The organism is Micromonospora sp. LOL_014 (assembly GCF_048060245.1).
GTDB lineage: Bacteria > Actinomycetota > Actinomycetes > Mycobacteriales > Micromonosporaceae > Micromonospora_E.
Genome location: NZ_JBHMIP010000027.1, coordinates 71,678 through 97,180, shown reverse-complemented (window position 1 = coordinate 97,180; position 25,503 = coordinate 71,678). Strand labels below are relative to the sequence as shown.

Genomic DNA, 25,503 nt, shown 5'->3' with positions numbered 1-25,503 from the left:
AGGAGGGCCCGGCCGATGGTGGGGCGAATCCGGCTGGGCGGGACGGTGGTGCTGACGGCGGCGCTGGTCCGAAGGCGCAGGAGGGCCCGGCCGATGGTGGGGCGAATCCGGCTGGGCGGGACGGTGGTGCTGACGGCGGGGCGAACCGGCGTTGACCCAGTTGCCCACGGCGTCGCGCGGTACCGGCACCGGCGGACCTGAACCTCCCGACCGGCTGCGGATCGCCGCGACGCCACCGGGCCCGCCGGGCGGTGCGGACCCGTCCCGCCGCCCGGCGGCGCTGACCCGGTGTGTTGCCGTCGCCCCGGCGACCTTCGCAGATGTCTACTGGGGGCGTAGACCGCTGCTGTCCCGCGCCGTCGATTTGGCCGGCCCCGCCGGATTCACCGATTTGCTCGATCGCCCTGCGGCCGACCAACTGCTGAGCCGGCACGGCCTGCGTACCCCGTTCCTCCGGGTGGCCCGGGACGGCGAGGTGTTCGCGGAACCCACCTACACCGGCGGTGCCGGTGCCGGTGCCGAGATCGACGACCAGGTGCTCGACGAGCGGGTGTTGGGCCTGTACGCGGACGGCGCTACCCTGGTTCTGCAGGGCCTGCACCGGCTCTGGCCACCGATCATCTCGTTCGTCGGCGAGTTGTCCACCATGCTGGGCCAGCCGTTGCAGGCGAACGCCTACCTCACCCCGGCCGGCAGCCGTGGGTTCGCCACCCACTACGACACCCACGACGTGTTCGTCCTGCAGACCGAGGGCCGCAAGCGGTGGCAGGTGCACGATCCGGTACTGATCGATCCGCTGCCTCAGCAGACCTGGTCGGGCCGGGCCGACGAGGTAGCCGCCCGGTCCGAGGCCGCACCTGCGCTGGACGTCGTGCTCGGCCCTGGCGATGCTCTCTACCTGCCTCGAGGCTGGCTGCACAGCGCCACCGCGCAGCAGGAGAGCTCGATCCACCTCACCGTCGGGGTCCGCGCGTTCACCCGCTATTCGCTGGTCGAGGCGCTGCTCGAGCTCGCCGTGACCGAGCCCCGGCTGCGCACCTCGCTGCCGTTCGGCACCGACCCGGGCGAACCGGCCGGGATCGCCTCGGAGCTGACCGCAACGGCGGCGGTACTGCGTGACTGGTTGGCCTCCGTCGAGCCCGGCCAGGTCGCGGCGCGGATGCGCCGTCGGGCCTGGTCGGCGGTCCGCCCGGCCCCACTGCCCCCACTGCAGCAGGCGGACCGGATCCGGACGCTGACCGTCGACGACGTCATCAGCCGCCGACCCGGGTTGCGCTGGCGGCTCACCTCGCAGTCGGACGACCGGGTCACCCTGCAGATCTTCGACCGTGCGGTGGAGTTTCCGGGTAGGTGCGTTCCGGCCCTGCGGACGGTGCTGGACACCGCCGGTGTCCGGGTCGGTGATCTGCCCGGGCTGGACACCACCGCCGACCAGCTGGTGCTGGCCCGCCGTCTGCTGCGCGAAGCGGTCGCGGTCGCCGAATGACCACCGGGGCCGGGCGTCGGCTGGTCAGCCCAGTCCGGTCAGCAGGGCGGCGGTCGTTGCCAGGCCGGCGACCAGGACGATCGACACGGTACGCAGGTCGAGCACCGCGTGCCGGCGGTCGGCCAGCGCCTTGGCCGGACCCAGCCCGAGTAGCGGACCGACCAAGGTGACCACGAGCGCGATCACCGGCATCCCGACCGCCAGGTCGCCGCCGTAGCGCTGGCCAGCCCATCGCGCGGCGGTGGACAGCCCGAACGCGGCGGCGGCTCCGGCGGCGCCGAACACCGCCAGCACCGGATACGCCGACCGGGGCAGGGGGCCCACGTCGTTGGACCGCTCGACCAAAGCGCGGGCGGCCGCGAGCCAGTGCTCCGGATCGTCGTCGACGGCGGTACCCGGGGGCGTCGGCAGTGGCGGCGGGAGGCCGCCGAGCCGTCCGGCCAAAGGCCCGAACCGGTGACCGATCTCGGTCCAGATGTCGGCGGCCACCCGGTCGACGTCCGCCAGCTCCCGGCCTGCCTGATCGTGGAGCTGGTGCAGCTCCGCCAGGTCGGCCTCCACCTCAGCCACCGCGGTCTGCGCGCCGTCGCACCGTTGCGCGTACCACTGCTGCGCTTCGTCCCGGCGGTTCTGCAGCGCGGCGGCGAGTTCGGCGAGCCGGCGCATCAGCTCGGGGTAGGAGGCGTCCATCAGGTCAGCCCGTACGGGATGATGACCTCTGCGCTGCGGTGCACCGTTCGGTCGAAGAACAGCGCCCGCCACGGCCGGGGATACCAGGCCGGGCCGCCGGCCCGGGGGTACAGCGGCGGTCCGAGGTCGGAGCCGTGCACGTCCAACGCCACCCAGGCGCCAATCTGGTCGGTCCGTGAGCCGACCCCGCCGAGATCGTCGCGCATCCGGGCCACCCCGCGCCACCAGCCCAGCACGTGGGTGTGCCGCTCCGGCCCGAGATGCAGCACCCGGCGGAGCCGGTCCAGGCCGGAGCGGCCGGCGAACTTCGCCGCCAGCCGCCCGGCGGCGGCGTCGACCGCGTACAGCACCAGGAAGTGTGGGCGGACCGGACCGTCCAGCACGTCACCGGAGAGCCGGTCGGCGGTGTCCGCGAGCAGCCCGCCGACGGTATCCAGGTCGTACAGTCCGGTGCCGGCCGGCAACGCCGCGTGTAGCCGGTGGGCGGCTGCCTCCGCGTCCGGATCCAGACAGGCGACGTCGAACCGCGCCGCGCCGGGCGGGTACTGCCGGGCCAGCGACCGGGCACCGGCGTCGAGCAGGGCGCACGCCTCGTCCACCCGGGTGCCCAGTACCGCGAGATTACGTCCGGGTGCCCGGGCCAGGCTGAGCCGGGCGGAGCGGGCCAGTACGTCGATCGTCTCGCCGAGCAACGCCACCGGTACGCGCGGTCCGTCGCCGTCGGCGACCAGTGCCTGGTAGTCCGGTGCCTCGGCCAGCCGGGGCACCACGTCGCCGTCGAACAGCCGCGGCGTGGGCAGGTCGGCGGGCCGCCGTCGCCACAGCCGGTGTTGCAGCTCCTGCCAGGTGTCCCGGTCGCTGGCCGGCGGAACCCGGACAATCTGGTTGGCCTCCGTTGCCCCGGACTCGGCGTTGACCACGGCGTGATGGCGGGGCAGTGACTCCGCTGCGGTGTTGGTCTCCGGCAGAACGCGGCGCGCCTTCGGTAGCGCGATCCGTAGTGCGAACTGGGCGATCAGCGCGGTACGCCCCCACAGCGCCTGGATACCGGAGACGTCCTGGGACGCCAGGATCAGGTGGATGCCCTGTGACCGGCCCCGCCGGGCCAGGTCCTCCAGCAGCGTCGCGGCCTCGGTGGCCAGCGCGTCGTTGCCGGCGAGCAGCACCTGGAACTCGTCGATCACCGCCACGATGCGCGGCCACCGGCCCTGTGGGTCCTCGGCGCGCAGCTCCGCCAGCTTCGTCACCTCGTGGCGTTTGGCGGCGTCGGCCCGCTGCCGCAGTTGCGCACCGAGGAAGTTCAGCATCGCCAGACCGAACTCCCGGTCGGTGTTGACGTTCACCCCGACCAGCCGGACATGCGGCAGGAAGCTGGGGTCCCGCCGGCCCGGCGCGAACCGGGCAAAGGACACCCCCTCCTTGAAGTCCAGCAGATAGAACTCCAGCTCGGTGGGGGAGTAGCGGGCGGCTAGGGCACCGATCCACGCGTAGATCAGGTTGGTCTTTCCGGTACCGGACGGCCCACCGATCAGCGCGTGCGGCGGATAGTCGCTCAACGTCACCGTCACCGGCCGGCCCTGTGGGCTGTCGCCGACCGGCGCGGTCAGCCCGGCGGTGGCGTCCTCGGTCCATTCCTGTTCGGGCAGCAGATCGCTGAATACCGCCGGAACCGGGCCGGCGGCGACTGCGGCGGCGATCTCCCGGCAGGTACGAGTGACCAGCTCGGCCGGCGGCGGCGGGTCGATCCGCACCGGTAGCTGCGGATAGCCGCTGACCCGAGCCGTGCCGCCAGAGACCGACACGGTGGTCACGGTGGGCGCGGCGCTGAGCCCGACACCGCGGACGATCAGATGGACGCCGCAGGCGGCACCGGCGCGGGTGATCCGGTCCAGCTGAGCCCGTTCGTGCCGGGACAGCTCCTCCCCGGGCCCGCCGAGCAGGACGGCGATCCGCCACGGCTCCGGCCGTCGGCCGGTGGCCGTCGCCAGTTCGCTCAGCGATCGGAACTCCCCGGCCAGCACCTTCTCGTTGATCCGGCGGATGTGGTCGACCAGCTCGTCCAGGTGCCGGCTCAACCCACCGGGGCCGGCGAAGGTGAGCAGGCCGGGTCCGGCCAGCGGGGCGAAACCGGCGAGGCCGCCACCGAGCTGTTCCGGGTCGTAGCCGGTCAGCCGGACGGTGCCGGGCGCGGTACGGCCGAGGATCCGCAGCAGCAGCGCGGACAGCACGGCGTCACACCCCGCTCGGTCGGCGCCGTTTAGCGCCACGTGGCCGTGGTCCAGGACCGCGACGAGCGCGGGTACGGCGGGACCTCCGGCCAGCCCGGTCAGGCCGATCCGGGCAGCTCCTGGCGCTTCCGTGCGCGTCGCCGGAGCAGGACGCCACCGGGCCCAGTCAGCGGCGGCGGCTCCTGGTGCCGCCCGGTTCACCGCCGCGACGGCTCGCCGGGCGGTCACCGCTATCTGATCGCGGTACTGCTCGGCGAGGTCGGCGAGCCGGCGGTCGCGGTGCGCTGCGGCTCGGTGCGGCACCTGCTCGGCTGCCCTGCGTACCCGCTTGAGCTGCTGTTGCGCCGCGGCGATGTCCTGTTCGACGTCGTCGAGTCGGTTGCGGGCCGCCGCGCGGGCATGACCGAGCGCCCGGCGGACCGCGGCTACCAGCTCGGCCCGCGCGTCAGGCATCGCGCCCCCGCAGCGGTCGGGGCTGCTCCGGGCGCAGCGTCTGCGGCTCGCGGTCGAGCAGCCGTAGCAGTACGCCGGTGAGTACCGCGCCGGCGACCGCCGAATCGGCCGGGTGTGGCGGAGCCGGGGGCTGCCCGGCCTGTTCATCGTCGGCCCGGTGAACGTCGCCGCGCCGCTCGTCGGCCGGCACCCGGCAGATCCGGGCGAACAGGGTCGACAGCACCGAGTCCGGCATGCCGGGTAGCAGCTCGCGTACCTGTCGGGTGGTGGCGGAGGCGAGCCGACGCAGGTCCTCGGCCTGCGGCTCGTGGTCCAGCAGGTCCCCGGCGAGCCGGTGCAGCAGCGGTGGGGTGACCGCGGCGAGATTCAGCCCGGTCGGCGCGGCCGCCGCGGCGAGGTCGCGGTGCAGTCCGGCCCGGTCCTCCCGACGGACCGCCGTCGCGACCCTGCGCAGCAGTTCGGCGGTGTCTGTGGCGGCGTCCGGCCCTGGCCCGACCCCGGACTCCCGGTCGGTCAGCTCCGCGACCCGGGCGGCCCACCAGTTGCCGAGCTCGGGCGCGGCAGGCGCGCTCGTCCGTCCGGTGCCGTCCGGTGCCGCTGTCGGGTCCCGGTCGCTGTCCAGCGCCGCCCGCCACCCGCCGTCGCCCCCCGACGCCGGGCCGGCGCCGAAGCCGATCGCCGCCAGGTAGTCGTCCACTGACTGCGCAGCGACCCGCATCGCGTGGCCGGCCTGCTCCGCGTGTTCGGTGGCGCCGGCGAGCTGCGGCACTGCCAGCGGGTCCGCCGACTCCTGGCGGACCCAGATGAGCAGCTCGGTCGCGGCGCGCAGCCGCTGCACCGCGACCGCGAGCTGGCCCACCGGCAGGTCGTCGGTGGCCGCCCGGACCCGGGCGGCGAAATTCTCGGCGAGGGACATTGGTGACTACAGCGTCGCGGAGTACGTTTGCGCCTGTTCGACGGCGGCGAGTGTGGCGGCGAGGCACTCCTCGAGCTCGGAGCTGGCCTGGAACAGGGCGGCCTGGGCCGCTCCGACCGCCTCGTGGCCGCTGCCCTCGAAGGCGGCCGCCAGGCTCTGCTGCGCCTCGGCGATCTTCTCGCTGGCGGCTTGGACGGCAGCCTGGCCCTCCGACACCTGCATTATCGCGGCTTCGATGGCGGACTTGACCTCGGCGACACTCGCCACGGGCGAAACCTCCTCAAGCGGCTGGAAGGCTCTATTAGAGCCTACCGCTGGTGGGTGGTTGCTGCCCGGCTGTCTGGTCCCGCAGATAGGCTGGTCCGCAGCGACCGTCCGGCCGCCGGCGCTTAGCCCGTGTGAGCTGGGCAACTGCCGGTGGCGGATCAGGTATTCAGGCTGAATACCGGTCAGAAGTCCGACACCGGATCGGTCAGCTGCCTGGTCAGCCATCGGGGTCCGCGTATCTGCGCGCCCACTTCGGCGACCCGGTCCGTCAACCGGCGGTCGGCCGTGACGACTACCACCCGCCGGTCCGGTCCGCCCTCGGCGGCGATCTCGACAATCAGATCGTCCCCCGACCCGGGAGCCACGCCGATCCGTACCCCGTCGGTCGGCGGCAGACCACGGGCCGCCCCCTCCACCACCAGGACCACCTCCAGCGGGCCGGTCAGCTCGGGGAGTCCCCGGTCGGCGACGCCGACCAGTTGATTACGCAGCCGGGCGGCCGCCGCCATCCGGTCGCGCCACCAACCGTCGGGTCGGGAGCCGACCACGTTCGCGCCGTCCACGATCAGCAGAGTCCGCATCCGGCAAGCCTGCCAGCATGCGCGGCCGTGGACCCGGCACCCCGGCCGGCCGCCCCAATCCCGACCCACGTGCCGGTACCTCGGCGGCATGCGGGGTGGTTCCGGACGTCGCTCGTCGACCGGGACGTTTGGCCCGGGGCGGCCCGGGTAGCCACAGTCCGGTTCACAGCCGGCGGGGGCGAAACGGCGAGGGGGCGCGCAGATGAGTGACGGACCGTACGGCCCGGGAGGGCTCGGCACCGATCCCTGGGAGGACCTGCTGGCCCGGTTTCTCACCGGCGGCGAGCCCCGGTTGCCGGTGCACCGGGTCGACATCACCCGGCTAATGAGTGGCGATGCCCGTGACCTGCTCACCGCCGCCGCCCGGCGGGCGGCCCAGGCCGGCACCAGCGACCTGGACACCGATCACCTGCTCTGGGCGGCGTTGCAGCGTCAACCGCTGCGGGAGCTGGTCCGCCGGGCCGGGGCCGACCCGAACGGGCTGCTCGCCGAGTTGGGCGGACCGGCGGCCGGCCGGGGCGAGGTACCGGCCAACCTCTCGCTGACCCCGGCGGCGAAACGTGCACTACTGGACGCGCACCAGCTCTCCCGGGCCACCGGCGCGACCTACATCGGACCCGAGCACGTGCTGATGGCGCTGGCGGTCAACCCGGAGTCGGCCGCCGGGCGGATGCTCGCGGCCGGCCACGTCGAACCCCGGTCGCTGCAGAACGCCAGCGCCGAACGCGGCGGTGCGGCCAAGCCGCGGACGGCCCGCGGGACCCCGACCCTCGACCAGTACGGGCAGGATCTGACCGAACTCGCCGCTCAGGGGGCGATCGACCCGGTCGTCGGCCGGGGTGAGGAGATCGAGCAGGCCGTGGAGATCCTGTCCCGGCGGACCAAGAACAACCCGGTGCTGATCGGGGAGGCCGGGGTCGGCAAGACCGCGATTGTGGAAGGACTGGCGCAGCGCATCGTCGACGGGGACGTCCCCCAGACGCTGATCGGCAAGCGGGTGGTGCAGCTGGATCTCGCCGGGCTGGTCGCCGGTACCCGGTACCGCGGCGACTTCGAGGAACGGCTGAAGAAGGTCATCGACGAGATCCGTAACCACGGCGACGACCTCATCGTCTTCCTCGACGAGCTGCACACCCTGGTCGGGGCGGGCGGCGGCGGCACCGAAGGGTCGATGGACGCCAGCAACATGCTGAAACCTGCGTTGTCCCGAGGCCAACTGCGGGTGGTCGGCGCGACCACGCTGGACGAGTACCGGCGCAACATCGAAAAGGACGCCGCGTTGGCCCGGCGGTTCCAACCGGTCCTGGTGCCCGAGCCGACCGTGGCGGACACCATCGCGATCCTGCACGGTCTGCGGGACCGCTATGAGGCGCATCACCAGGTGCGGTTCACTGACGACGCGTTGCTGTCGGCGGCGGAACTCGCCGACCGCTACATCAGCGACCGTTTCCTGCCGGACAAGGCGATCGACCTGATCGACCAGGCCGGCGCCCGGGTCCGGCTGCGCACCCGCACACCGGCCGCCGACGTACGGGACCTGGAACGGCAGCTCGAGCAGTTGCACCGGGACAAGGCTCAGGCAGTCGCCGACGAACAGTACGAACGGGCGTCCGGCCTGCGGGACCAGTTGACGCAGGTGCAACAGCGGATCGAGACGGCCCGCAGCCCGGACAGCGCCGGGGTGCCCCAGGTCAGCATCGAGGAGATCGCCGAGGTGGTATCCCGGTCCACCGGCATTCCGGTCAGCCAGCTCACCGAGGAGGAGCGGGACCGGTTGCTGCGGCTGGAGGGCGAACTGCACCAACGGGTGGTCGGCCAGGACGACGCGGTCACCGCGGTCGCCGAGGCGGTCCGTCGCTCGCGGGCCGGGCTGGGAGACCCGGACCGGCCGGTCGGCAGTTTCCTGTTCCTCGGACCCACCGGCGTCGGCAAGACGGAGCTTGCCCGGGCCCTCGCGGCGGCCCTGTTCGGTGACGCCGACCGGATGGTCCGACTCGACATGAGCGAGTTCCAGGAACGGCACACGGTAAGTCGACTGGTCGGGGCACCGCCCGGGTACGTCGGCTACGAGGAGGCCGGCCAGCTGACCGAGGCGGTTCGCCGACGACCGTACGCGGTGGTGCTGCTCGACGAGATCGAGAAGGCGCACGTCGACGTGTTCAACGTATTGCTGCAGCTGATCGACGACGGCCGGCTGACCGACAGCCAGGGCCGGACGGTCAACTTCCGTAACGTGGTTCTGATCATGACGAGCAATCTCGGCTCGGAGCTGATCACCGGCGGCGGCCGCAGCGTCGGCTTTGGTGGGACGGACGGCGACAGCCCTGACGACGACCTGCGCGAGCGCCTGCTGCGCCGGCTGCAGGAGGACTTCCGTCCGGAGTTCCTCAACCGGATCGACGAGATCATCATCTTCCGGCAACTGGCCCAGCAGCAGCTGCGCCAGATCACCGATCTGCTGCTGGAGGAGACCCGCCGGCGGCTGCATGCCCAGGACATCGCCGTGGAGGTCACCGATGCGGCGGCCGACTGGATAGCCGAAGCCGGATACCAGCCGGAGTTCGGCGCGCGGCCGATGCGTCGGACGATCCAGCGGGAGGTCGACAACCAACTGTCCCGGTTGCTGCTCGACGGCACGTTGGCGGCGGGGCAACGGGTCACCGTCGACGCGCGGGACGGTGGTCTGCGGTTCGATGTCGTCAGCGCGGCCGAAGGGAGGAGACGATCATGAGTCAACCTGAGGAACAACGTGAGAAGTCCGCGAAGACCGACGAGGTGCTGGCCCGGAACAGCCCGCTGGACACCGGGACCGGACCCGGCGCCGTCCTGGCGGACACCGATGTGCGCCCGGAACCGGCCGGTACACAGACCCGGGCCGACTCCGACGATCCGGTGAGCAGCACCGAGCCCCCCGACTGACTGTCAAGGTGAGGAGGTTGTCGATGGCGGCGTACCGGCGTACCGACACCGACACTGATCAGTTGTGGAACGAGTTCCACGCGTACGTGAACATTAGTTCGGAACAGCTGCGTGACTGGCTGCTGACCGAGGCGTCCGGCGAACAAGCGTTCGTCGGACCCGGCGTCGACCTGCCGCAGCCCGGTGGTGCCGTACTGGCGGTGCTGGGCAAACGGCGGGTGGATCTGACCGAACCGGACCGGCAGGTGATGGCGCGGGTCGTCGAGGAGATCCGGGACCTGCTCGCCAGCCGTCCGGCGGCGGGCGCGGCGGACGACCGGTGGCGGCGGGCGCTGCTTGACCTGGGGCACGATCCGCTGCGCGTCGACGCGGACACGGCGGGCTGACCAGTCACCTCCACCTGGCGCACGCCGACGGCGGGTCCCGTTCCCGGTACCCGCCGTCGGGGTGTGGCTCTGCCGGTTCGTCTCCCGGCCCGACCGGCTCGGCCGGGAGACGAACGGCTACGGCCGGGTGATGCCGAGCGAGTAGCTGCCCGAACCGCTGTACGCGTGGACCACGTACCGGTAGTAGCCGGAGGAGCCGCTGTAGGTCAGCGTCTCATCCGGACCGGGGCTGGTGCCGCTGGCCACGCTGACCCAGCTGCTGCCGCTCCACCGCTGCAGGTACAGGTCGAAGTCGCGGCTGGTCGGCCCGTCCAGGCAGGCCCGGTGGGTGCCGGAGCCGGCGCTGAAGTAGCTGCCGTTGGGTTGGATCTGGGTGCCGCCGGAGGAGAGCGAACCGGTGTAGGTGTTCTGGTAGCCGCTGCAGGTTCCGCTGCCCGGCGGCGGGGTGGTCGGCGGGTTGCCGCCACCGCCGGTCCGCAGCGTGAGGCCGTACACCGAGAGGATCTCGTTGACCGGCTGGAAGTAGGTGGTGCCGCCGGTCGAGCAGTTGCCCGAACCGCCGGAGGTGACCCCCTGGGCCTGCTGGCCGGAGAGCCACGACCCACCGGAGTCTCCGGGCTCGGCGCAGGCGTTGGTCCGGGTCAGGCCGGACACTTGGCCCTGCGGGTAGTTCACCGTCGAGTTCTTGGCCTGGATGGTGCCGCAGCGCCAACCGGTGGTGGATCCGGACCGGCAAACCGACGCGCCGACCGCCGCCTCGGCCGAGCCGGCGACCGTGACGTTGCCGCCGCTGTAGTTGTTCACCCACGGCTGCGGCGTCCAGTTCGAGTTGGTCTGTACCCAGGCGTAGTCGTTGCCGGGGAACGACGACCCACGGAAGGTGCCCTGCGACACCTGGTTGTAGCCCTGGGTGGCGGTGCCCACGCTGCCGCAGTGCCCGGCGGTGACGAACCCGCCGGTCACCGAGAAGCCGACCGAGCAGCGCCCGCCCATGTAGTAGGCGTCGCCGCCCCGGACGTCGTACAAGGTGGTCGGCGTCTCATCGGTGCGCACGACCCGTACCGCGTCCGCCGCTGCGCCGCTGCCGGCGACGAAGCTCTCGGCCACCGAGATGTCGCCGCGGGCCAGCACCACCACGGCGTTGGTAGCCACGTCGACGTACCAGCCGGCGACGGCGTTCGCCGGCGCCTTCGCCGCGGTGCGGTCGAGCTTGGCCTTGACCCGGTCGAGTTCGGCCGCGCTGCGGTCGACCACCTTGACCTTCGCGCCGGCGGCGGTCACCGCGGCGGCCTGGGCCGAGTCGGTGACCGCCACGGTCAGCGTGCCGCCGTCGGGGGACAGCCACGCCCCGCCGAAATCGGTGCCGAGGGTGGCACGCAACATTGCTTCCTTCTTGTTGGCGCTGGCCTCCTTGGCGATCCGGACCCGCGCCTGGTCTGCGGTAAGGCCCAGGTCACGCTGCATCGCCGCGAGCATTCCGGGTGCGGCCGCGTCGGCGGCCGGCTGGGCGACCGGCCCGGCGCTGGGTGCTGCCATGGCGGGCATCGCGGCCAGACCGGCCGCGCCCAGTGGCAGGACGGCGGCTGCGGTGGCCGCGATCAGTGCTCGTCTCATCTGCTCCCCTGACGATTGAACGGGAAGTGACTCCGGCGGGGGCCAGGGATCGCCTGGCGGAGCCGACCGGAGGCACGTGGCACCCCGACGTCTCCGATACCGACGGGGGCCGGAGCCCGAACGGTCCGCCGGTCGTGGTGCGCCGTCGGGCCCGGATGTCGGTGTTCGGGGTAACGTTGAGTTGCTGTCAACTTAATGGCGGTCTATGTCAGCAGGCAGATACCAGCTGGCTCATACCGTCACAGCGATCGGTCGGGGCGGAGTGGGGCCGGTCGGGGAGAGGCAGGCCCGGTCAGCCCGGTCAGCCGTCCGAAACCGGGATGCCGGCCAGGCTCTGCGCCCCGAATCCGGGGTTGTCGGCGAGCCAGCCGAGATACTGCGGGTTGCGCCCCAGCGAGTCGGTGTACGCCGTGGTTGCGTGGGTGAACACCCGGTCGGCGAGGGCGGCGGCGGTCGCGTCCGGGTGCCAGCCCAGCAGCAGCCGCCAGCGCAGCGGCGCGCCGGCCAACGGTCGGGTCACCAGCCCGCTGATCGGCCGGAATGTCGCCTGGCACAGGGCGATGGCCTCGCCGGACTCGACCAGGTCGACACAGCCGCGGATGTCGGTCTCGTACATCTTGCGGGGGGTGAACCCGGACCGTGCGCAGGCGGCGGCGAAGCAGTCGCCGAAGCATCCGTCGCCGGGCGCGGCGACCCACTGCTCGTCGGCGAGCATGCCGAGCTCGATCTCTGGGCGGTGCGCCAGCGGGTGGGTCTCGGGCAACAGGACGAAGATCGCGTCGACGGCGACTGCCCGCCACGCCAAACCGAACTCAGCCGATGGGGTGGCGTCGCCGCACACCCCGGTGAGCGCGTAGTCCAGTCGACCGCTGAGCACCATCTGGGCGAGCTCGTCGACGTACCAGGAGGCGTAGGTGCTGATCTGCGCCTGCGGCTGGTCGGCGGCGAGCCGGTGTACCAGGCCACCCAGGATCGGGCTGTTGACCCCGCCGAGCCGGAACCTGCTCATCACGCTGCCCGTGCCGGCCAGCCGGGCCGCTTCGTTCTGCAGCCCCTTCATCGCCGGCAGCAGCACCCGGGCCCGGGCCAGGACCAGTTCGCCCAGTGCGGTCGGCCGGGCACCCCGTCGGTCGCGCTCGAACAAGGGCCCACCGAGAGTCCGTTCGATCCGTTGCAGTTGCGCGGTGAGTGCGGGCTGCGCCAACCCCAACATGGAGGCCGCCTTGGTGACGCTTCCCGTCTCCGCGATGGCGCAGACAACCCGCAGGTGCCGCAGCTCCAGGTTCATAACGTGACGGTAGGACCAGAACGGGATCGACGGGAAGACCTTCGATGCGGGAAACGTTCTCCGACATCAATATGAAGCAGAACTGAACGGACATTTCGGACTAGCCGTCGCGGCCGACCCGCGTCGCCGTCAGATCCTCGGGATAGGCGGCACGGCCGGACAGCAGATCCCGGGTCTTGTCCAGCACCCCCAGCGCCGGGTTCACCACCCGGTTCCACGGCGGCCGCAGCGGTCCGTCGCGATGCCCTGCGAATGGGGCGGTACCCCCATGCCGTCGTCGAAACCGTGGGGCGTGCCGCCGCGGGGCTGGGGCAGCGGCCGGACGGCTGGTAAGAAGAACCGCATGACTGCACCCTCCCCGCCGCCGGCGCCGACCGACGAGGTCGTGCGGATCTGCCGCGACCTGCTGCGGATCGACACCACCAACACCGGTGACCCGCTGACCAGCGTCGGTGAACGGGTCGCCGCGGAGTACGTCGCCGACCAGCTCGCCGAGGTCGGCGTCACCAGCACCATCGTCGAGTCCGCACCCGGCCGGGCCAGCCTGGTCGCCCGCATCTCCGGTACCGACCCGTCCCGCGGGGCGCTGCTCGTGCACGGCCACCTCGACGTGGTCCCGGCCGACGCATCCGAATGGTCGGTCCCGCCGTTCGCCGGCGAGTTGCGCGACGGCTACCTGTGGGGCCGTGGGGCGATCGACATGAAGGACTTCGACGCGATGGTGCTCGCCGTGGTCCGTGACTGGCAGCGCAGCGGGACCCGGCCACCGCGCGACATCGTACTGGCCTTCACCGCCGACGAGGAGGCTGGCGGCCGGTACGGCGCCCACCACCTGGTGCAGCGGCACTCCGGGCTGTTCGACGGCTGCACCGAGGCGATCGGCGAGGTCGGCGGCTTCTCCTACACGGTGAGTGACGACCTGCGGCTGTATCTGATCGAGACGGCGGAGAAGGGCATCAACTGGCTGCGGCTGCACACCCGGGGCCGTCCCGGACACGGCTCGATGATGCACGACGACAACGCGGTGACGGCGTTGTGCGAGGCGGTGGCAAGGCTTGGCCGACACAGTTTCCCGATCGTCGTCACCCCGACCGTGCGGGACTTCCTGGCCGAGGTCTCCGACCTGCTCGGCATCGAGTTCGACCCGGACGACCCGGAGTCGACGATCGCCAAGCTGGGGCCGATCGCGAACATCATCGGTGCCACGGTCCGTAACACCGCCAATCCGACCCGGCTGGACGCCGGATACAAGGAGAACGTCATCCCCGGTCGAGCCAGTGCCACCATTGACTGCCGGGTGCTGCCCGGCCAGGAGACCCAGTTCCTGGCCGAGCTCCGCCAGCTGATCGGCCCGGATGTGGCGATCGAACACGTGGAGCGGCAGCCGGCGATCGAGACGACCTTTGACGGTGCGCTGGTCGACGCGATGGCCGCCGCGCTGCGCCACGCCGACCCGGGTGCCCGGACGGTGCCGTACATGCTCTCCGGCGGCACCGACGCCAAGGCGTTTCGCCAACTCGGCATCCGATGCTTCGGGTTCACCCCGCTACGGCTGCCGGCAGAGTTGAACTTCTCTGCGCTGTTCCATGGCATCGACGAGCGGGTCCCGGTCGAGGGGCTACAGTTCGGCGTGCATGTGCTCGACCGCTTCTTGCGCCAGAGCTGACCGCCGGCGCCCCATCGACGGTGAAGGGAATTTCATCCGCATGACCGACCAGCACACCGACCTCGACGCCGCGCTGGAGCAGGTGTTCCAGGCTGCCCGGGCACATCTGGCCACGGTCAAGGCCGCCGACGGCCGAATCGACGACGACGCCGTCTGGCAGGCGTACGTGGCGCTCAACAACGCGTCGTACGCGTACGACGAGCAGTTGCTGGACGCCTTCGGTGAGGTGACACCCTGGGACGTCGAGTCGATCGATCCGCAGGAGGCGGACGAACGGTTCGGTGTCGGTGCCGGCGGTGTCGACGGCGACGAGCCGGCCGACCCGCACCCGCAGGTCGTCTCGGTACGCCAGCGTCGTGACTACCGGGTGCCGTCGGTCGCCGCGCTGGTCCGCATCGCCGACGCGGCCCGCCGCCAGGGCAGCCCGTCCGCCGAGGAGGCAGAGCCGGTCGGTGGCGTCGGAGAGGCGGTGCTCGAGCTGCTGCAGGCCGGCGACGGCTCACTCGGCGCGCTGGACATCCCGGAGCTGGAACCGCTCGACGGCGTGGTCATGGTGCACGAGGTCACCACGCCGCTGGATCCGGAGGCGTTCAGCGACGGCGATGTCGATGGACCGTTCCGGTCAGTTCCCGGTGACGAGATCGTCGGCCGACTCGACGAGCACGCCTACCTGCCGGACGACGACGGCGACGACTCACCGGCCAGCGGCGGCCCGGCCGGCGGCGGCCTGCGCTAAGCACACCGCCTACGTACTGAGCCCGGGCTGCGGCTGCCGGGCGATCCTGCGCCGGAGCACCACCTGGCGCGTCCCGTCACGGAACAGCCGCACCCGGGCAAGCTCCCAGCCAGAGAACTCGGCCTGAATCGCCAACTGCGCGGCTGCGGTCAACCGGTCGACGTTCGGCGGCAACCGCAGCGGCGCGTACTCGTAGTCCATGACCACCATCCTGCCGCCGGCCCCCGGCTGTGTCACCCGCCGGCCACCTCCGGCGGCGGTGTCACCCGTCGCGTTCCGGATAGCCGACCGCTGGTGCCGACACGTCGTCTAGTGCCCGGGTGATCTCCGTGGGCAGCGTCATCCGTTCGACCTGCAGCGCCCCGACCAGCTGCCCCGCCGTGCGTGCCCCGAGGATCGGCGCGGTGACCCCGGGGCGGTCCCGGACCCAGGCGAGCGCGACCTCCAGCGGTGCCACCCCCAGGCCAGCGGCGGCCGTCGAGACCGCCTCGACGATGCTGGAGCAGCGCGGCTCCAGGTAGGTCGCGACGAACAGTTCCAGATGCGGCGACGCGGCCCGGGAGTCGACCGGGCGGCCGTGCCGGTACTTGCCCGTGAGTACTCCGCGGCCGAGCGGTGACCAGGGCAGCACGCCCAGCCCCAGCGCGGCGCAGGCGGGCAGCACCTCCCGTTCGATCCCACGTTGCAGCAACGAGTACTCGACCTGTGCGGCGACCACGGCGGCTCGGCCGGGCACCGCGGCCTGCCAGGCCGCTGCCCGGGCGGTCTGCCAGCCGCTGAAGTTCGACACCCCGACGTACCGGACCCGCCCGCTGGCCACCGCCGTGTCCAACGCGCCAAGGGTCTCCTCCATCGGGGTGTCCGGGTCGTACCCGTGTACCTGCCACAGGTCGATGTAGTCGGTGCCGAGCCGCCGCAACGAGGCGTCGAGGGTACGCAGCAGATGCCAACGGGACGTGTCACGCCGCCGTGGCCCGCCCGGCCGCAACCCGGCCTTGGTAGCGATGACCAGATCCTTGCGGGGCACCATGCTGTCCAGCAGCGAACCGATGACCGCCTCGGCGTCGCCGTCGCCGTACACGTCGGCGGTGTCGATCAGATTGCCCCCGGCGTCCAGGTAGCTCTTCAGTTGCGCCGCGGCATCGTCGGCGTCGGTGTCCCGGCCCCAGGTCATGGTGCCGAGCGCGAGCCGGGAGACCGCCAGCCCGCTGCGGCCGAGCGGTCGCTGCTGCATGGATGCACCTTAAGCAGATCCTGGCGGTACGGACATCCTCACTCTCGCCGACGTCTGCTGCCGACCGGCACCGGCCGGTCGGCGAGTCGACCGGCCGGTTGTCCAGTGCCGGCGGACGATTGCGTACCCTGGTGCGGCTTGGCCACGGCCGCTGCTCCGGCAGCGCCGTCGACGCCCCGCCTGGCGGGAGATGGGGGATGACTGGGAGTGCGACTCGGACTAAATCTCGGCTACCTCACGGGCGCTGGCTCACCGGCCGACCAACTGGCGCTCGTCCAGGAGGCGGAGCGGCTCGGCTACACGGTGGTCTGGGCCGCCGAGGCGTACGGGTCCGACTCGCCGAGTCTGCTCGCCTGGCTGGCCGGCCAGACCAGCCGGATCGACGTGGGCTCGGCGGTGATGCAGATCCCGGCCCGCACCCCGGCGTCGACCGCGATGACCGCCGCCACCATCGACACGTTGTCCGCTGGCCGGTTCCGCCTCGGCCTGGGGGTCTCCGGTCCGCAGGTTTCCGAGGGCTGGCACGGCGTACGGTTCGGTCAGCCGTTGGCCAGGACTCGCGAGTACGTGGAGATCGTCCGGCTCGCGGTCGGACGCCAGCGGGTCGAGTACGCGGGCAGGCACTACACCCTGCCGCTGCCCGACGGCCCGGGGAAGGCGTTGAAGCTCAACTTCCGCCCGGCCCGGTCGCGGATCCCCGTATATCTGGCTGCGGTCGGCCCCCGCAACCTCGAACTGGCCGGCGAGATCGCCGACGGCTGGCTGGCGGTGTTCTTCTCGCCCCGCACCGCCGCCGATCAACTGGCGTTGATCGCCGCCGGCCGGGCCCGCACCGGTCAGGACCTCACCGGTTTCGACGTGGTGCCGGCCGTGCCGGTGGTGGTCGGCGACGACGTCGCCGCCTGCGCCGACCTGCTGCGCGGGTACGCCGCGTTGTACGTCGGCGGGATGGGCAGCCGGACGCAGAACTTCTACCACCAGCTGGCCACCCGGATGGGCTTCGGTGCCGCCGCCGACGAGGTGCAGGACCACTATCTGGCCGGCCGGCTGCGGGAGGCCGCGGCGGCCGTACCGCTGGAGTTCATCGACCAGACCGCGCTGCTGGGCCCGCCGGACCGGATCGCGCAGCGGATCGGCGAGTACGCCGCCGCGGGGGTGACCACCCTGTCGGTCAGTCTGTTCGACGCCGACACGGAGGCGCGGTTGGCGACGCTGCGGACTGTGGCGCGGGCGTTCGACGTGGCCGGGGTGGGGCGGTGAGCTGGATCGAGGTCATCGTGCTCGGCGTGGTGCAGGGGCTCACCGAGTTCCTGCCGATCAGCTCGTCGGCACATCTGCGGATCACCTCGGCGTTGTTCTTCGAGGCGGACGCAGGCGCCTCGTTTACCGCCGTGACCCAGTTGGGCACCGAGGCCGCGGTGCTGCTCTACTTCGCCAAGGACATCTGGCGGATCACCCGGACCTGGGTCGTCGGCATCTGGAATCCCTCGGTACGCGGCGAGCCGGACTACCGGATGGGCTGGTACGTCATCGTCGGGTCGATCCCGATCGGGGTGATCGGCCTGCTGTTCAAGGATCAGATCCGCGACGGTCTGCGTAACCTGTGGATCACCGCGACCGTGCTGATCGTGTTCGCGCTGATCCTCGCCGTCGCGGAGTACCTCGGCCGGCAGACCCGTACCCTGCAGCGGTTGACTCTGCGGGATGGCGTGATCATGGGGTTCGCCCAGGCGATGGCGCTCATCCCGGGCGTCTCCCGGTCCGGTGGCACGCTGACCGCTGGACTGCTGTTGAACCTCACCCGGGAGGCGGCCGCGCGGTTCTCCTTCTTGCTGGCCATCCCTGCGGTGGTGATGTCCGGGCTGTTCAGCCTGCCCGACGTGTTCGACCCGCAGGGCCGGGCGCCGACGGCGGCCCAGATGGTGGTGGCGACCGCCATCGCGTTCGTGGTCGGCTACGCGGCGATCGCCTGGTTGCTGCGCTATGTCGCGCATCACACCCTGTACGCCTTCGTGCTCTACCGGGTGGCGCTCGGTTCCCTGGTGATGGCGCTACTGGTCACCGGAACCATCTCGGCCACCTGACCGGACCCGACCAGACCCGACCGCTGTGACCGGGTCGGCTGCCGGCCGGCCAGGCCGCCCCCCGTAGGCTGGTCCGGTGGCGACGTTGGTACTCCTGCGACATGGTCGGACGACCGCCAACGCTGAGGGCGGCCTGGCCGGCCGGCAGCCGGTCGAGCTCGACGAGACCGGCCAGGCACAGGCCCGGGCGGTCGGTGCCCGGCTGGCCGGGGTGCCGTGGGCACAGGTGGTCAGCAGCCCGCTGATCCGCTGCCGGCAGACCGTGGAGCTGGCCGTCCCCGGGGCGACCCCGGTGATCGACGACAGGTTGATCGAGTGTGGGTACGGCGAGTGGGAGGGCCAGTCGCTGCGGTCACTGGTGAAACAGCCGCTGTGGCGGGTCGTGCAGGAGCATCCGAGCGCTGCGGTGTTCCCCGGTGGGGAGGCGCTGGCCGCCGTGGCGGCCCGCGCGGTGGCTGCGGTGCGGCACTGGAACGGTGTGGTCGACGCCGAACGCGGGCCCGACGCTCTCTGGCTGGCCTGCACCCACGGCGATGTGATCAAAGCCATCGTGGCCGACGCGCTCGGCCTGCACCTTGACCTGTTCCAGCGGATCGTGGCCGATCCGGCCTCGTTGACGGTGATCCGGTACACGACGACTCGGCCGTTCCTGGTGCGGCTCAACGACACCGGTGGTGAGGTGGCCGGGCTGGTGCCGGCGAAGCGGCGTCGGCCACGGCGTCGGGGTGGGTCGGCCGATTCCGACGCCGCCGTCGGCGGCGGCTCCGGTACCGGCGGACGTGACCGGCAGTGAGCGTACCGGTCAATCGGGTCGGTGCGTTACCGGATCGACCCGGCCGCCCGATAGGGTCGATGACATGACCCACCAGGTGCATGCCTTCGAGCCGCCGGAGCGGTTCGTTGCGGGGACCGTCGGACCGCCGGGGGAGCGGATGTTCTTCCTGCAGGCCCGGGGTGGCGGTCGCGTGGTCAGCGTTGCCCTGGAGAAGGTCCAGGTGTCGCTGCTGGCCGAAAAGCTCGAGGAGCTGCTGGCCGAGGCGCAGCGACGGTTCGGTGTCGATGTGCCGGAACTACCGACCGGGCAGTCGGACAACGAACCGCTGGAAACGCCGGTCGACGAGGAGTTCCGGGTCGGCACGCTCGGCTTGGCCTTCGACGTGGACACCACCACCGTTGTCATCGAGGCCATAGCCGCCGGTGAGCCGGAAACCGGGCTCGAAGCCGGCGACGACGACGGCCTGCTCGACGACGATGACGACGACACTGACGACGAGGTCGACGCCAGTCTGGACCGGCTCCGGGTCCGGCTGACCCCGGCGGCGGCCCGCGGCTTCATCGACCGGGCACGCCGGGTGGTGGCCGCCGGGCGTCCACCCTGTCCGCTCTGTGGTCAACCGCTGGACCCGCGCGGCCACCTCTGCCCGCGGCACAACGGCTATCACCGCTGAAGTGAGGGAGATCGGCCGGCAGCCGGCGGTGGACCGGGACGCCACCGTGCTGCGACTGCTCCATACCGGCGCGATGCGGCTCGAAGGCCAGTTGATCGACGCATCGAACACGACGTTGCGGGCCGTCATCGAGGCCGACGGGACGGCGATCCGGTGCGTGTACAAACCAGTTCGCGGGGAACGCCCACTGTGGGACTTTCCGGACGGCACCCTGGCTGGCCGGGAGGTCGCCGCCCATTTGGTGGCGCAGGCGCTCGGGTGGCCGTTGGTGCCGCCTACGGTGTTGCGTGACGGTCCGATCGGTCCGGGCGCCTGCCAGCTGTGGATCGACGAGCCGGATGGTTCCGTGCCGCTGGTCGACTTCGTCGCGGCCGACCAGGTGCCGGCCGACTGGCTGCCGGTGGCGGCGGCCCGGGACACCGACGGGAAGCCGTACGCTCTGGCGCATGCCGATGATCCGCAGCTGGCCCGGCTCGCGGTGTTGGACATCGTGGTCAACAACGCCGACCGCAAGGGCGGGCACGTGCTGGCCGGACCGGACAACGAGGTGTACGGCGTCGACCACGGCTTGTGCTTCCACGTCGACGACAAGCTGCGTACGGTCTTGTGGGGCTGGTCCGGGCGCCCGTTGCCGCCGGAGGCCGGGTCGGCGTTGCGTCAGCTGCGTACGGCAGTCGACGCGACGCTGGGCGGGCAGTTGGCGTCGCTGCTCACCCAGGCCGAGGTTACCCAACTGGCCGGGCGGGTCGACGGGCTGATCGAGGCCGGGCGGTTTCCGTCGCCGCCGGCGACACGTAGCGCGATCCCTTGGCCGCCGATGTGATTCATCTGCCGTTCTCCGGCGCTGCCGGCACCGCTGGATAAGGTGGCGCCATGGACTCTTGGACCGGTCACGAGGTGCCCCGGCTGCCCGGCGCCGGTGTGCCGTTGGCGTTGTTCGACTCCGCTCGGCGGGCGGTGGCACCGACCCGGCCGGTCGACCCGGCGACGATGTACGTCTGCGGGATCACCCCGTATGACGCCACCCATCTCGGGCACGCCGCGACCATGCTCGCGTTCGATCTGGTGCAGCGGATGTGGCGGGACGCGGGGCACCGGGTGCGGTACGTGCAGAACGTTACCGATGTCGATGATCCGCTGCTGGAGCGGGCGGCCCGCGACGGGGAGGACTGGGTGGTCCTCGCGATGCGGGAGACCGCGCTGTTCCGGGAGGACATGGAGGCGTTGCGGATCATTCCGCCGGACCATTACGTGGGTGCGGTGGAGTCGATTCCGGCCATCGCCGAGCGGGTCGGCGTCCTGCTCGACCGCGGCGCCGGCTATCGGCTGGCCGATGGCACCGGTGACGTGTACTTCGACGTGGCCGCCGCGCCGCGGTTCGGCTACGAGTCGAACCTGTCCCGGGAGCAGATGCTGGTCTTTGCCGCCGAGCGGGGTGGTGATCCGCAGCGTCCGGGTAAACGTGACCCGCTGGATCCGCTGCTGTGGCGCGGTGCCCGCGACGGTGAGCCGGCCTGGGACGGCGGTCCCCTGGGCCCCGGCCGACCGGGCTGGCACATCGAGTGCGCGGTGATCGCGCTGGGTCTGCTGGGTGACCGGATCGACGTCCAGGGCGGCGGCAACGACCTGCTGTTCCCCCATCACGAGTGTTCCGCCGCGCACGCGGAGGTGCTGACCGGCACCGGCCCGTTCGCCGCCCACTACGCGCACGCCGGCATGATCGGCCTCAACGGGGAGAAGATGTCCAAGTCCCGGGGCAACCTGGTCTTCGTCTCCCGGCTGCGGGGCGACGGGGTACCGCCGATGGCTCTGCGGCTGGCGCTGATCTCCGGGCACTACCGGGCTGATCGCCAGTGGACCGACGATACGCTCAAAACCGGTCAGCAACGCTGGCACCGGTGGCGCGAGGCCGCCCGGTCCGCTGCCGGACCGTCCGGCGCAGAGCTGCTCGCCGGGGTCCGGGGCCGGCTGGCCGACGATCTCGACACCCCGGGTGCGTTGGCCCTGATCGACGAGTGGGCCGACCACGCGCTCGCCGGTACCGGAGTGGACCCGCAGGCCCCGGCGTTGATGGCCGAGACCTGCGATGCACTGCTCGGGGTGCGCCTGCGTGACTGACCCGGCCGACCGCACCCGCGCCGGAGCACTGGTCGGGTCCGGCGCCGCCATCGAACCCGACCAGTGCTCGAATTAGTTCGGTGTGCAGGTCAGGGTCGGTGCGACGGGGGTTCCGGTGGCCGAACCGATCAGACCGAAGCTGGTGGATGCCCCGGATCCGATGCTGCCGTTGTAACCGACGTTGGTGGCGGTGACGGTCGAACCGGTGCTGTTGATCGTGGCGTTCCAGGCCTGGGTCACCTGCTGCCCACTGGGGTTCGTCCAGCTCACCGTCCAGCGGCTGATCGGCGTTCCGCCGGCAGTCACCCGCACCTCGGCCTGGAAGCCGCCCTGCCAGCTGGCGACGACGGAGAAGGTCGCGGTGCAGCCGCCTGGCGCCGGGGTGGTCGGTGGTGCGGTGGTCGGTGATGCGGTCGTGGGCGCCGGGGTGGGCGGTGCGGTGGTCGGGGCCGGCGTGGTGGGCGGCGGGGACACGCCGGTGCCGCCGAAGTTTACGTCGCTGCAGAAGTAGTAGGTCTGGTCAGCGTGGCTGGCCTTCCAGATCAGGTAGACGAGGTGCCGTCCGGTCCGGCCGGGTGCGCTGACCGGGATGTCGACCGACACGCCGTTGAGGTTGGGGTTGCTGGTCCGGGTGCCCTCACCGGGGTCCGCGCCGTCGGTGGTCCGGACCAGCTCCAGGTCGCTCCAGCGCAGCCGCTGGGTGAGCGGGTTGAATCCCTGCCGGGTCACGTACACCAGGTGGTAGTCGGCGCCGTGCAGCGCCTGGTCGTGGTAGGTGACGGTGAAGTTCGTGCCGACGTCGGCGGCTCGCCAGTTGCCGGGTTCGTCCAGTGCGGCGTACCGGACCCCGCCGGTGTTGCCAGCGCTGCACAGTTGGCCGTCGGGGATGTGGGCCTGATGCTGGCCGTTGACCCCGTCGATGTAGAGGCTGTTCCAGTTCCACATGGCGGTGGAGTCCGCCTGCCAGGCCTGCCAGCACATCGGGTCCTCGGTGGCCATCGCGGGGTTCTGGAAGTCATTGGCCCAGCGCTCGTAGCACCCGTAGTTGCGCGACGGCGGATCGATCGATGATCCGTGGGCGGTGGCCACGTCGGCGAGCGCGGTGGTGCACAGCAGTGCGGCGGCTGCCGCGACGGTGAGCACCCGGCACAGCGGTGCCCATAGAGTGGCGGTGAGGGAAGGCATGTCTGCTCCCGGACAGAGGTTGGACGGCGGTGGCGGGTTCGCCGGGACAGGCGTTCCCGCCGGATCGGATGGTGGGTAGCCCGGTCCCGCCATGCCGCGCGACCCCTCGCGGCAGTCCCGTCCAGAGATTCACATGCCTCGATTTTCTTTGTCAATAGTTTGAATGCAAAACAAAGTAAGGCGAAAGAAGTGCCGGGTCAGCCGAGTACGAGACCGGGATCCGGGTCCGGATCAGGCATGGGTGCCGGCACCCGATACTCCTCGGTCAAGGTGGTCACCGGGCCGGGCCAGGTCGCCTGGGCCACCTCGATCGGCCGCCGGTCGCCGTCGTAGGCCACGTGCAGCAGATGTAGCACCGGGGTGTCCGGACGGATCCGGAGCAGCTGCGCCTCCTGCCGGCTGGGCTGGCGGGCGCTGAGTACGTCGCGCGCCCAGACGTACCGCCGACCAGTCACCTCCTCGGCCTCCTGGTATGTGGGCCGGCCGAACGGTTCGGCCCGCTCCAGACTGGTGCCGGCGGCGTCGGCCATCCGGAACCAGGATGCTCCCACCTCGACCGGTGAGTCCTCGGTGCGGACCAGGTGGCGGCGGACGATTAGCTCGGTACCATCGGTGACGCCGAAGGCGTCGGCCACCTCGGGCACCGCCGGGGCCGGGCCGACCTCGGTCAGTTGCTGGCGGTAGCGTGCCGCCAGGTCGGCGTGGTATCCACGGTGTCCGCCGTACCGGCCGCGAGCGAGTCGGTTGAGCCGGCGTCGGGTGCCCCGTACGAAGGTGCCGGAGCCCGGCTTGGTGATCAGCAGTCCTTCGACGCGGAGCTGATCGACGGTACGCTGCGCGGTCTGCTTGGCCACGCCGTACATCTCGGCGAGCGCGGGGATGGCGGGTAGCCGTTCGCCGGGTGCCCACTCACCGCGTCGAATCCGTTCCCGGATCAGATCGGCGATCTGGCGGTGTGGAACCTCGGCGGCTCCAGGATTGACCTGCATCTGTGAACTGACCGTCCTTCCCGACGAGATACCTAGCATCCTAGGACACAAAACACGGTGTGTCCAGCCCGACTACCGACGAAGCCGCACCATCGAAACTGTCAGTAACAAGCAGCCGACCCGGCCGTCCCGCGCCGGATCAGCGCCCGGCGGCAGTCACCGCTTGCGGGCGATCAGCGCACCGTTCGCACCGGGGGCGTCGAAGACGACGGTACGGATGGAACCGAAACCGGCATCGGCCAGCCAGTCGGCGTACTCGGTCTCCGAGTAGTTGCGCCCGCCCTCCGTCTCTACCAGCATGTTCATCCCCATCAGGGCGGCCTCGGGCGGACCGGTGCGTTCGGGGTTGAGCAGTAGCTCGCAGACGACGATCGTGCCGCCGGACGGCAGTGCGTCGTGGCAGCGGGCCAGCAGCGCCCGGTTGGTCGCTTCGTTCCAGTCGTGCAGGATCATGCTGAGCAGGATGGTGTCATATCCCTGCGGGAGCTTCTCGTCGGCGAAGAAGTCACCGGCGACGGTGTCGATCCGGTCGGCCAGACCTGCGGCGGCGGCCTTCTCCGCAGCGACCGGCACGACGTGTGGCACGTCGTAGACGCTCGCCCGCAGATGCGGGTAGCGCCGGCACAGCTCGATGGGATACGCGCCCGACCCGCCGCCCAGGTCGAGTAGCCGGTGGTGGGCGCTGAAATCGTAGGCGTCGCCCAGCGCGCGGGCCGTGAAGATCGACGCGGCGTACATCGCCTCCAGGAACAGGTTCCGGATCCGCGGGTCCACGTCGGCGAAGAGCGACTCCTGGGTGTCCGGATCCCAGGTCAGTGGCCGGTCGGTACGCAACGCCTCACCGATGCGGTGCCACGGTAGGTAGGTGCGTTCGTCGCAGTAGCGAATCTGACCGCCGAAGTAGTAGGGACGGTCGGCTACCAGGAACTCCTCGGCGATCGGCGCGTTGCGGTAGCTGTTGGAGCCGGGTTGCTTGGTGAGCAGTCCGAGCGAGGCGCAGGCGGCGAGCAGGGTATCCGCCGGGCGCTCAGCCAGCCCGTACTCGTCGCACAGTTGCCCGACGGTGATGGTCCGGCCGCCGGCGAGCCTGGTGAACAGGTTCAGCTCGACGGCGGCGGCCAGGGTCTTGAAGCTCCAGAAACCGGTCACCAGACGCATAAGAGGGGTGGGGGTTAGCATCCGGACATTTTCCGGTAAAGAGCCGTCCGACTGACG

The 25,503-nt window shown here is 71.4% G+C and carries 25 protein-coding genes; 13 read left to right on the top strand and 12 right to left on the bottom strand.

Features of this window, described 5'->3' with window-relative positions; genetic code table 11:
- Both ACFHW1_RS22655 and ACFHW1_RS22650 read left to right on the top strand, forming a co-directional pair.
- Positions 1-201: hypothetical protein (locus tag ACFHW1_RS22655; protein WP_416616033.1), on the top strand; the 201-nt coding region annotated here is incomplete at its 5' end.
- Between the two features lie 19 nt (positions 202-220).
- A complete protein-coding gene (locus tag ACFHW1_RS22650; RefSeq protein ID WP_416568639.1) occupies positions 221-1,486 on the top strand; it encodes a JmjC domain-containing protein in 1,266 nt (421 codons plus the stop codon).
- Between the two features lie 24 nt (positions 1,487-1,510).
- Here ACFHW1_RS22650 and ACFHW1_RS22645 read toward each other — a convergent pair whose 3' ends face one another.
- The 5 genes from ACFHW1_RS22645 to ACFHW1_RS22625 form a co-directional block, all read right to left on the bottom strand.
- Entirely contained in the window at positions 1,511-2,176 is a 666-nt protein-coding gene (locus ACFHW1_RS22645; protein ID WP_416555790.1) for a hypothetical protein, read from the bottom strand.
- A complete protein-coding gene (locus ACFHW1_RS22640) occupies positions 2,176-4,857 on the bottom strand; it encodes an FtsK/SpoIIIE domain-containing protein (protein WP_416555791.1) in 2,682 nt (893 codons plus the stop codon). Before ACFHW1_RS22640 ends, ACFHW1_RS22645 begins: the two co-directional genes overlap by 1 nt.
- Complete coding sequence (locus ACFHW1_RS22635; RefSeq protein ID WP_416568631.1) at positions 4,850-5,773, bottom strand: hypothetical protein; 924 nt, start codon at positions 5,771-5,773, stop codon at positions 4,850-4,852. Before ACFHW1_RS22635 ends, ACFHW1_RS22640 begins: the two co-directional genes overlap by 8 nt.
- A gap of 6 nt (positions 5,774-5,779) precedes the next feature.
- Complete coding sequence (locus tag ACFHW1_RS22630; protein ID WP_278168988.1) at positions 5,780-6,040, bottom strand: hypothetical protein; 261 nt, start codon at positions 6,038-6,040, stop codon at positions 5,780-5,782.
- A 182-nt stretch (positions 6,041-6,222) separates the two neighbouring features.
- A complete protein-coding gene (locus ACFHW1_RS22625) occupies positions 6,223-6,621 on the bottom strand; it encodes a hypothetical protein (RefSeq protein WP_416555793.1) in 399 nt (132 codons plus the stop codon).
- A gap of 202 nt (positions 6,622-6,823) precedes the next feature.
- Between ACFHW1_RS22625 and ACFHW1_RS22620 the strand changes: the two genes are divergently transcribed.
- Genes ACFHW1_RS22620 through ACFHW1_RS22610 form a run of 3 tightly spaced genes read left to right on the top strand, consistent with a single transcriptional unit; the run spans position 6,824 to position 9,926 of the window.
- Positions 6,824-9,352 carry an ATP-dependent Clp protease ATP-binding subunit gene (locus tag ACFHW1_RS22620; RefSeq protein WP_416555794.1) on the top strand — a complete coding sequence of 843 codons (2,529 nt, stop codon included), beginning with the start codon at positions 6,824-6,826 and terminating at the stop codon, positions 9,350-9,352.
- Positions 9,349-9,540, top strand: coding sequence for a hypothetical protein (locus tag ACFHW1_RS22615; protein WP_278168993.1), 192 nt, complete (start codon positions 9,349-9,351; stop codon positions 9,538-9,540). The genes ACFHW1_RS22620 and ACFHW1_RS22615 overlap by 4 nt, the downstream gene beginning before the upstream one ends.
- A gap of 23 nt (positions 9,541-9,563) precedes the next feature.
- A complete protein-coding gene (locus ACFHW1_RS22610; RefSeq protein ID WP_416555795.1) occupies positions 9,564-9,926 on the top strand; it encodes a DUF3140 domain-containing protein in 363 nt (120 codons plus the stop codon).
- A 117-nt stretch (positions 9,927-10,043) separates the two neighbouring features.
- Here the strand turns inward: ACFHW1_RS22610 and ACFHW1_RS22605 are convergent, their stop codons facing one another.
- Both ACFHW1_RS22605 and ACFHW1_RS22600 read right to left on the bottom strand, forming a co-directional pair.
- A complete protein-coding gene (locus ACFHW1_RS22605; RefSeq protein WP_416555796.1) occupies positions 10,044-11,540 on the bottom strand; it encodes a S1 family peptidase in 1,497 nt (498 codons plus the stop codon).
- A 301-nt stretch (positions 11,541-11,841) separates the two neighbouring features.
- Entirely contained in the window at positions 11,842-12,828 is a 987-nt protein-coding gene (locus ACFHW1_RS22600) for a LysR family transcriptional regulator (RefSeq protein WP_416555797.1), read from the bottom strand.
- Positions 12,829-13,171: 343 nt separating this feature from the next.
- On the opposite strand from ACFHW1_RS22600, the gene ACFHW1_RS22595 reads away from it, so the two are divergent.
- Complete coding sequence (locus tag ACFHW1_RS22595; RefSeq protein WP_416568629.1) at positions 13,172-14,494, top strand: M20/M25/M40 family metallo-hydrolase; 1,323 nt, start codon at positions 13,172-13,174, stop codon at positions 14,492-14,494.
- A gap of 40 nt (positions 14,495-14,534) precedes the next feature.
- Entirely contained in the window at positions 14,535-15,230 is a 696-nt protein-coding gene (locus tag ACFHW1_RS22590) for a hypothetical protein (RefSeq protein WP_416555799.1), read from the top strand.
- A gap of 9 nt (positions 15,231-15,239) precedes the next feature.
- On the opposite strand, the gene ACFHW1_RS22585 is transcribed toward ACFHW1_RS22590, so the two are convergent.
- Positions 15,240-15,431 carry a DUF5703 family protein gene (locus ACFHW1_RS22585; protein WP_278169002.1) on the bottom strand — a complete coding sequence of 64 codons (192 nt, stop codon included), beginning with the start codon at positions 15,429-15,431 and terminating at the stop codon, positions 15,240-15,242.
- A gap of 61 nt (positions 15,432-15,492) precedes the next feature.
- Complete coding sequence (locus ACFHW1_RS22580; protein WP_416568628.1) at positions 15,493-16,464, bottom strand: aldo/keto reductase; 972 nt, start codon at positions 16,462-16,464, stop codon at positions 15,493-15,495.
- A 207-nt stretch (positions 16,465-16,671) separates the two neighbouring features.
- Between ACFHW1_RS22580 and ACFHW1_RS22575 the strand changes: the two genes are divergently transcribed.
- The 6 genes from ACFHW1_RS22575 to mshC all read left to right on the top strand — a co-directional run bounded on the left by ACFHW1_RS22575 (position 16,672) and on the right by mshC (position 22,114).
- Complete coding sequence (locus ACFHW1_RS22575; RefSeq protein WP_416555801.1) at positions 16,672-17,724, top strand: LLM class F420-dependent oxidoreductase; 1,053 nt, start codon at positions 16,672-16,674, stop codon at positions 17,722-17,724.
- Complete coding sequence (locus tag ACFHW1_RS22570) at positions 17,721-18,548, top strand: undecaprenyl-diphosphate phosphatase (RefSeq protein WP_278169005.1); 828 nt, start codon at positions 17,721-17,723, stop codon at positions 18,546-18,548. The genes ACFHW1_RS22575 and ACFHW1_RS22570 overlap by 4 nt, the downstream gene beginning before the upstream one ends.
- Before the next feature lie 76 nt (positions 18,549-18,624).
- A complete protein-coding gene (locus tag ACFHW1_RS22565) occupies positions 18,625-19,341 on the top strand; it encodes an MSMEG_4193 family putative phosphomutase (protein WP_416555802.1) in 717 nt (238 codons plus the stop codon).
- Between the two features lie 64 nt (positions 19,342-19,405).
- A complete protein-coding gene (locus ACFHW1_RS22560) occupies positions 19,406-19,996 on the top strand; it encodes a DUF3090 domain-containing protein (protein WP_278169007.1) in 591 nt (196 codons plus the stop codon).
- Between the two features lie 73 nt (positions 19,997-20,069).
- Positions 20,070-20,819, top strand: coding sequence for an SCO1664 family protein (locus ACFHW1_RS22555; RefSeq protein ID WP_416555869.1), 750 nt, complete (start codon positions 20,070-20,072; stop codon positions 20,817-20,819).
- Between the two features lie 50 nt (positions 20,820-20,869).
- A complete protein-coding gene (gene mshC, locus ACFHW1_RS22550) occupies positions 20,870-22,114 on the top strand; it encodes a cysteine--1-D-myo-inosityl 2-amino-2-deoxy-alpha-D-glucopyranoside ligase (protein ID WP_416555803.1) in 1,245 nt (414 codons plus the stop codon).
- Positions 22,115-22,186: 72 nt separating this feature from the next.
- Here the strand turns inward: mshC and ACFHW1_RS22545 are convergent, their stop codons facing one another.
- The 3 genes from ACFHW1_RS22545 to ACFHW1_RS22535 all read right to left on the bottom strand — a co-directional run bounded on the left by ACFHW1_RS22545 (position 22,187) and on the right by ACFHW1_RS22535 (position 25,467).
- The gene (locus tag ACFHW1_RS22545; RefSeq protein WP_416555804.1) at positions 22,187-23,299 is read right to left on the bottom strand and encodes a lytic polysaccharide monooxygenase auxiliary activity family 9 protein; all 1,113 of its coding nucleotides are present in this window, start codon (positions 23,297-23,299) and stop codon (positions 22,187-22,189) included.
- A 197-nt stretch (positions 23,300-23,496) separates the two neighbouring features.
- Positions 23,497-24,288 carry a GntR family transcriptional regulator gene (locus ACFHW1_RS22540; protein WP_416555805.1) on the bottom strand — a complete coding sequence of 264 codons (792 nt, stop codon included), beginning with the start codon at positions 24,286-24,288 and terminating at the stop codon, positions 23,497-23,499.
- Positions 24,289-24,444: 156 nt separating this feature from the next.
- Positions 24,445-25,467, bottom strand: a complete 1,023-nt coding sequence (locus ACFHW1_RS22535) for a methyltransferase (RefSeq protein ID WP_416555806.1) — start codon at positions 25,465-25,467, stop codon at positions 24,445-24,447.
- Between the last annotated feature and the right edge of the window lie 36 nt (positions 25,468-25,503).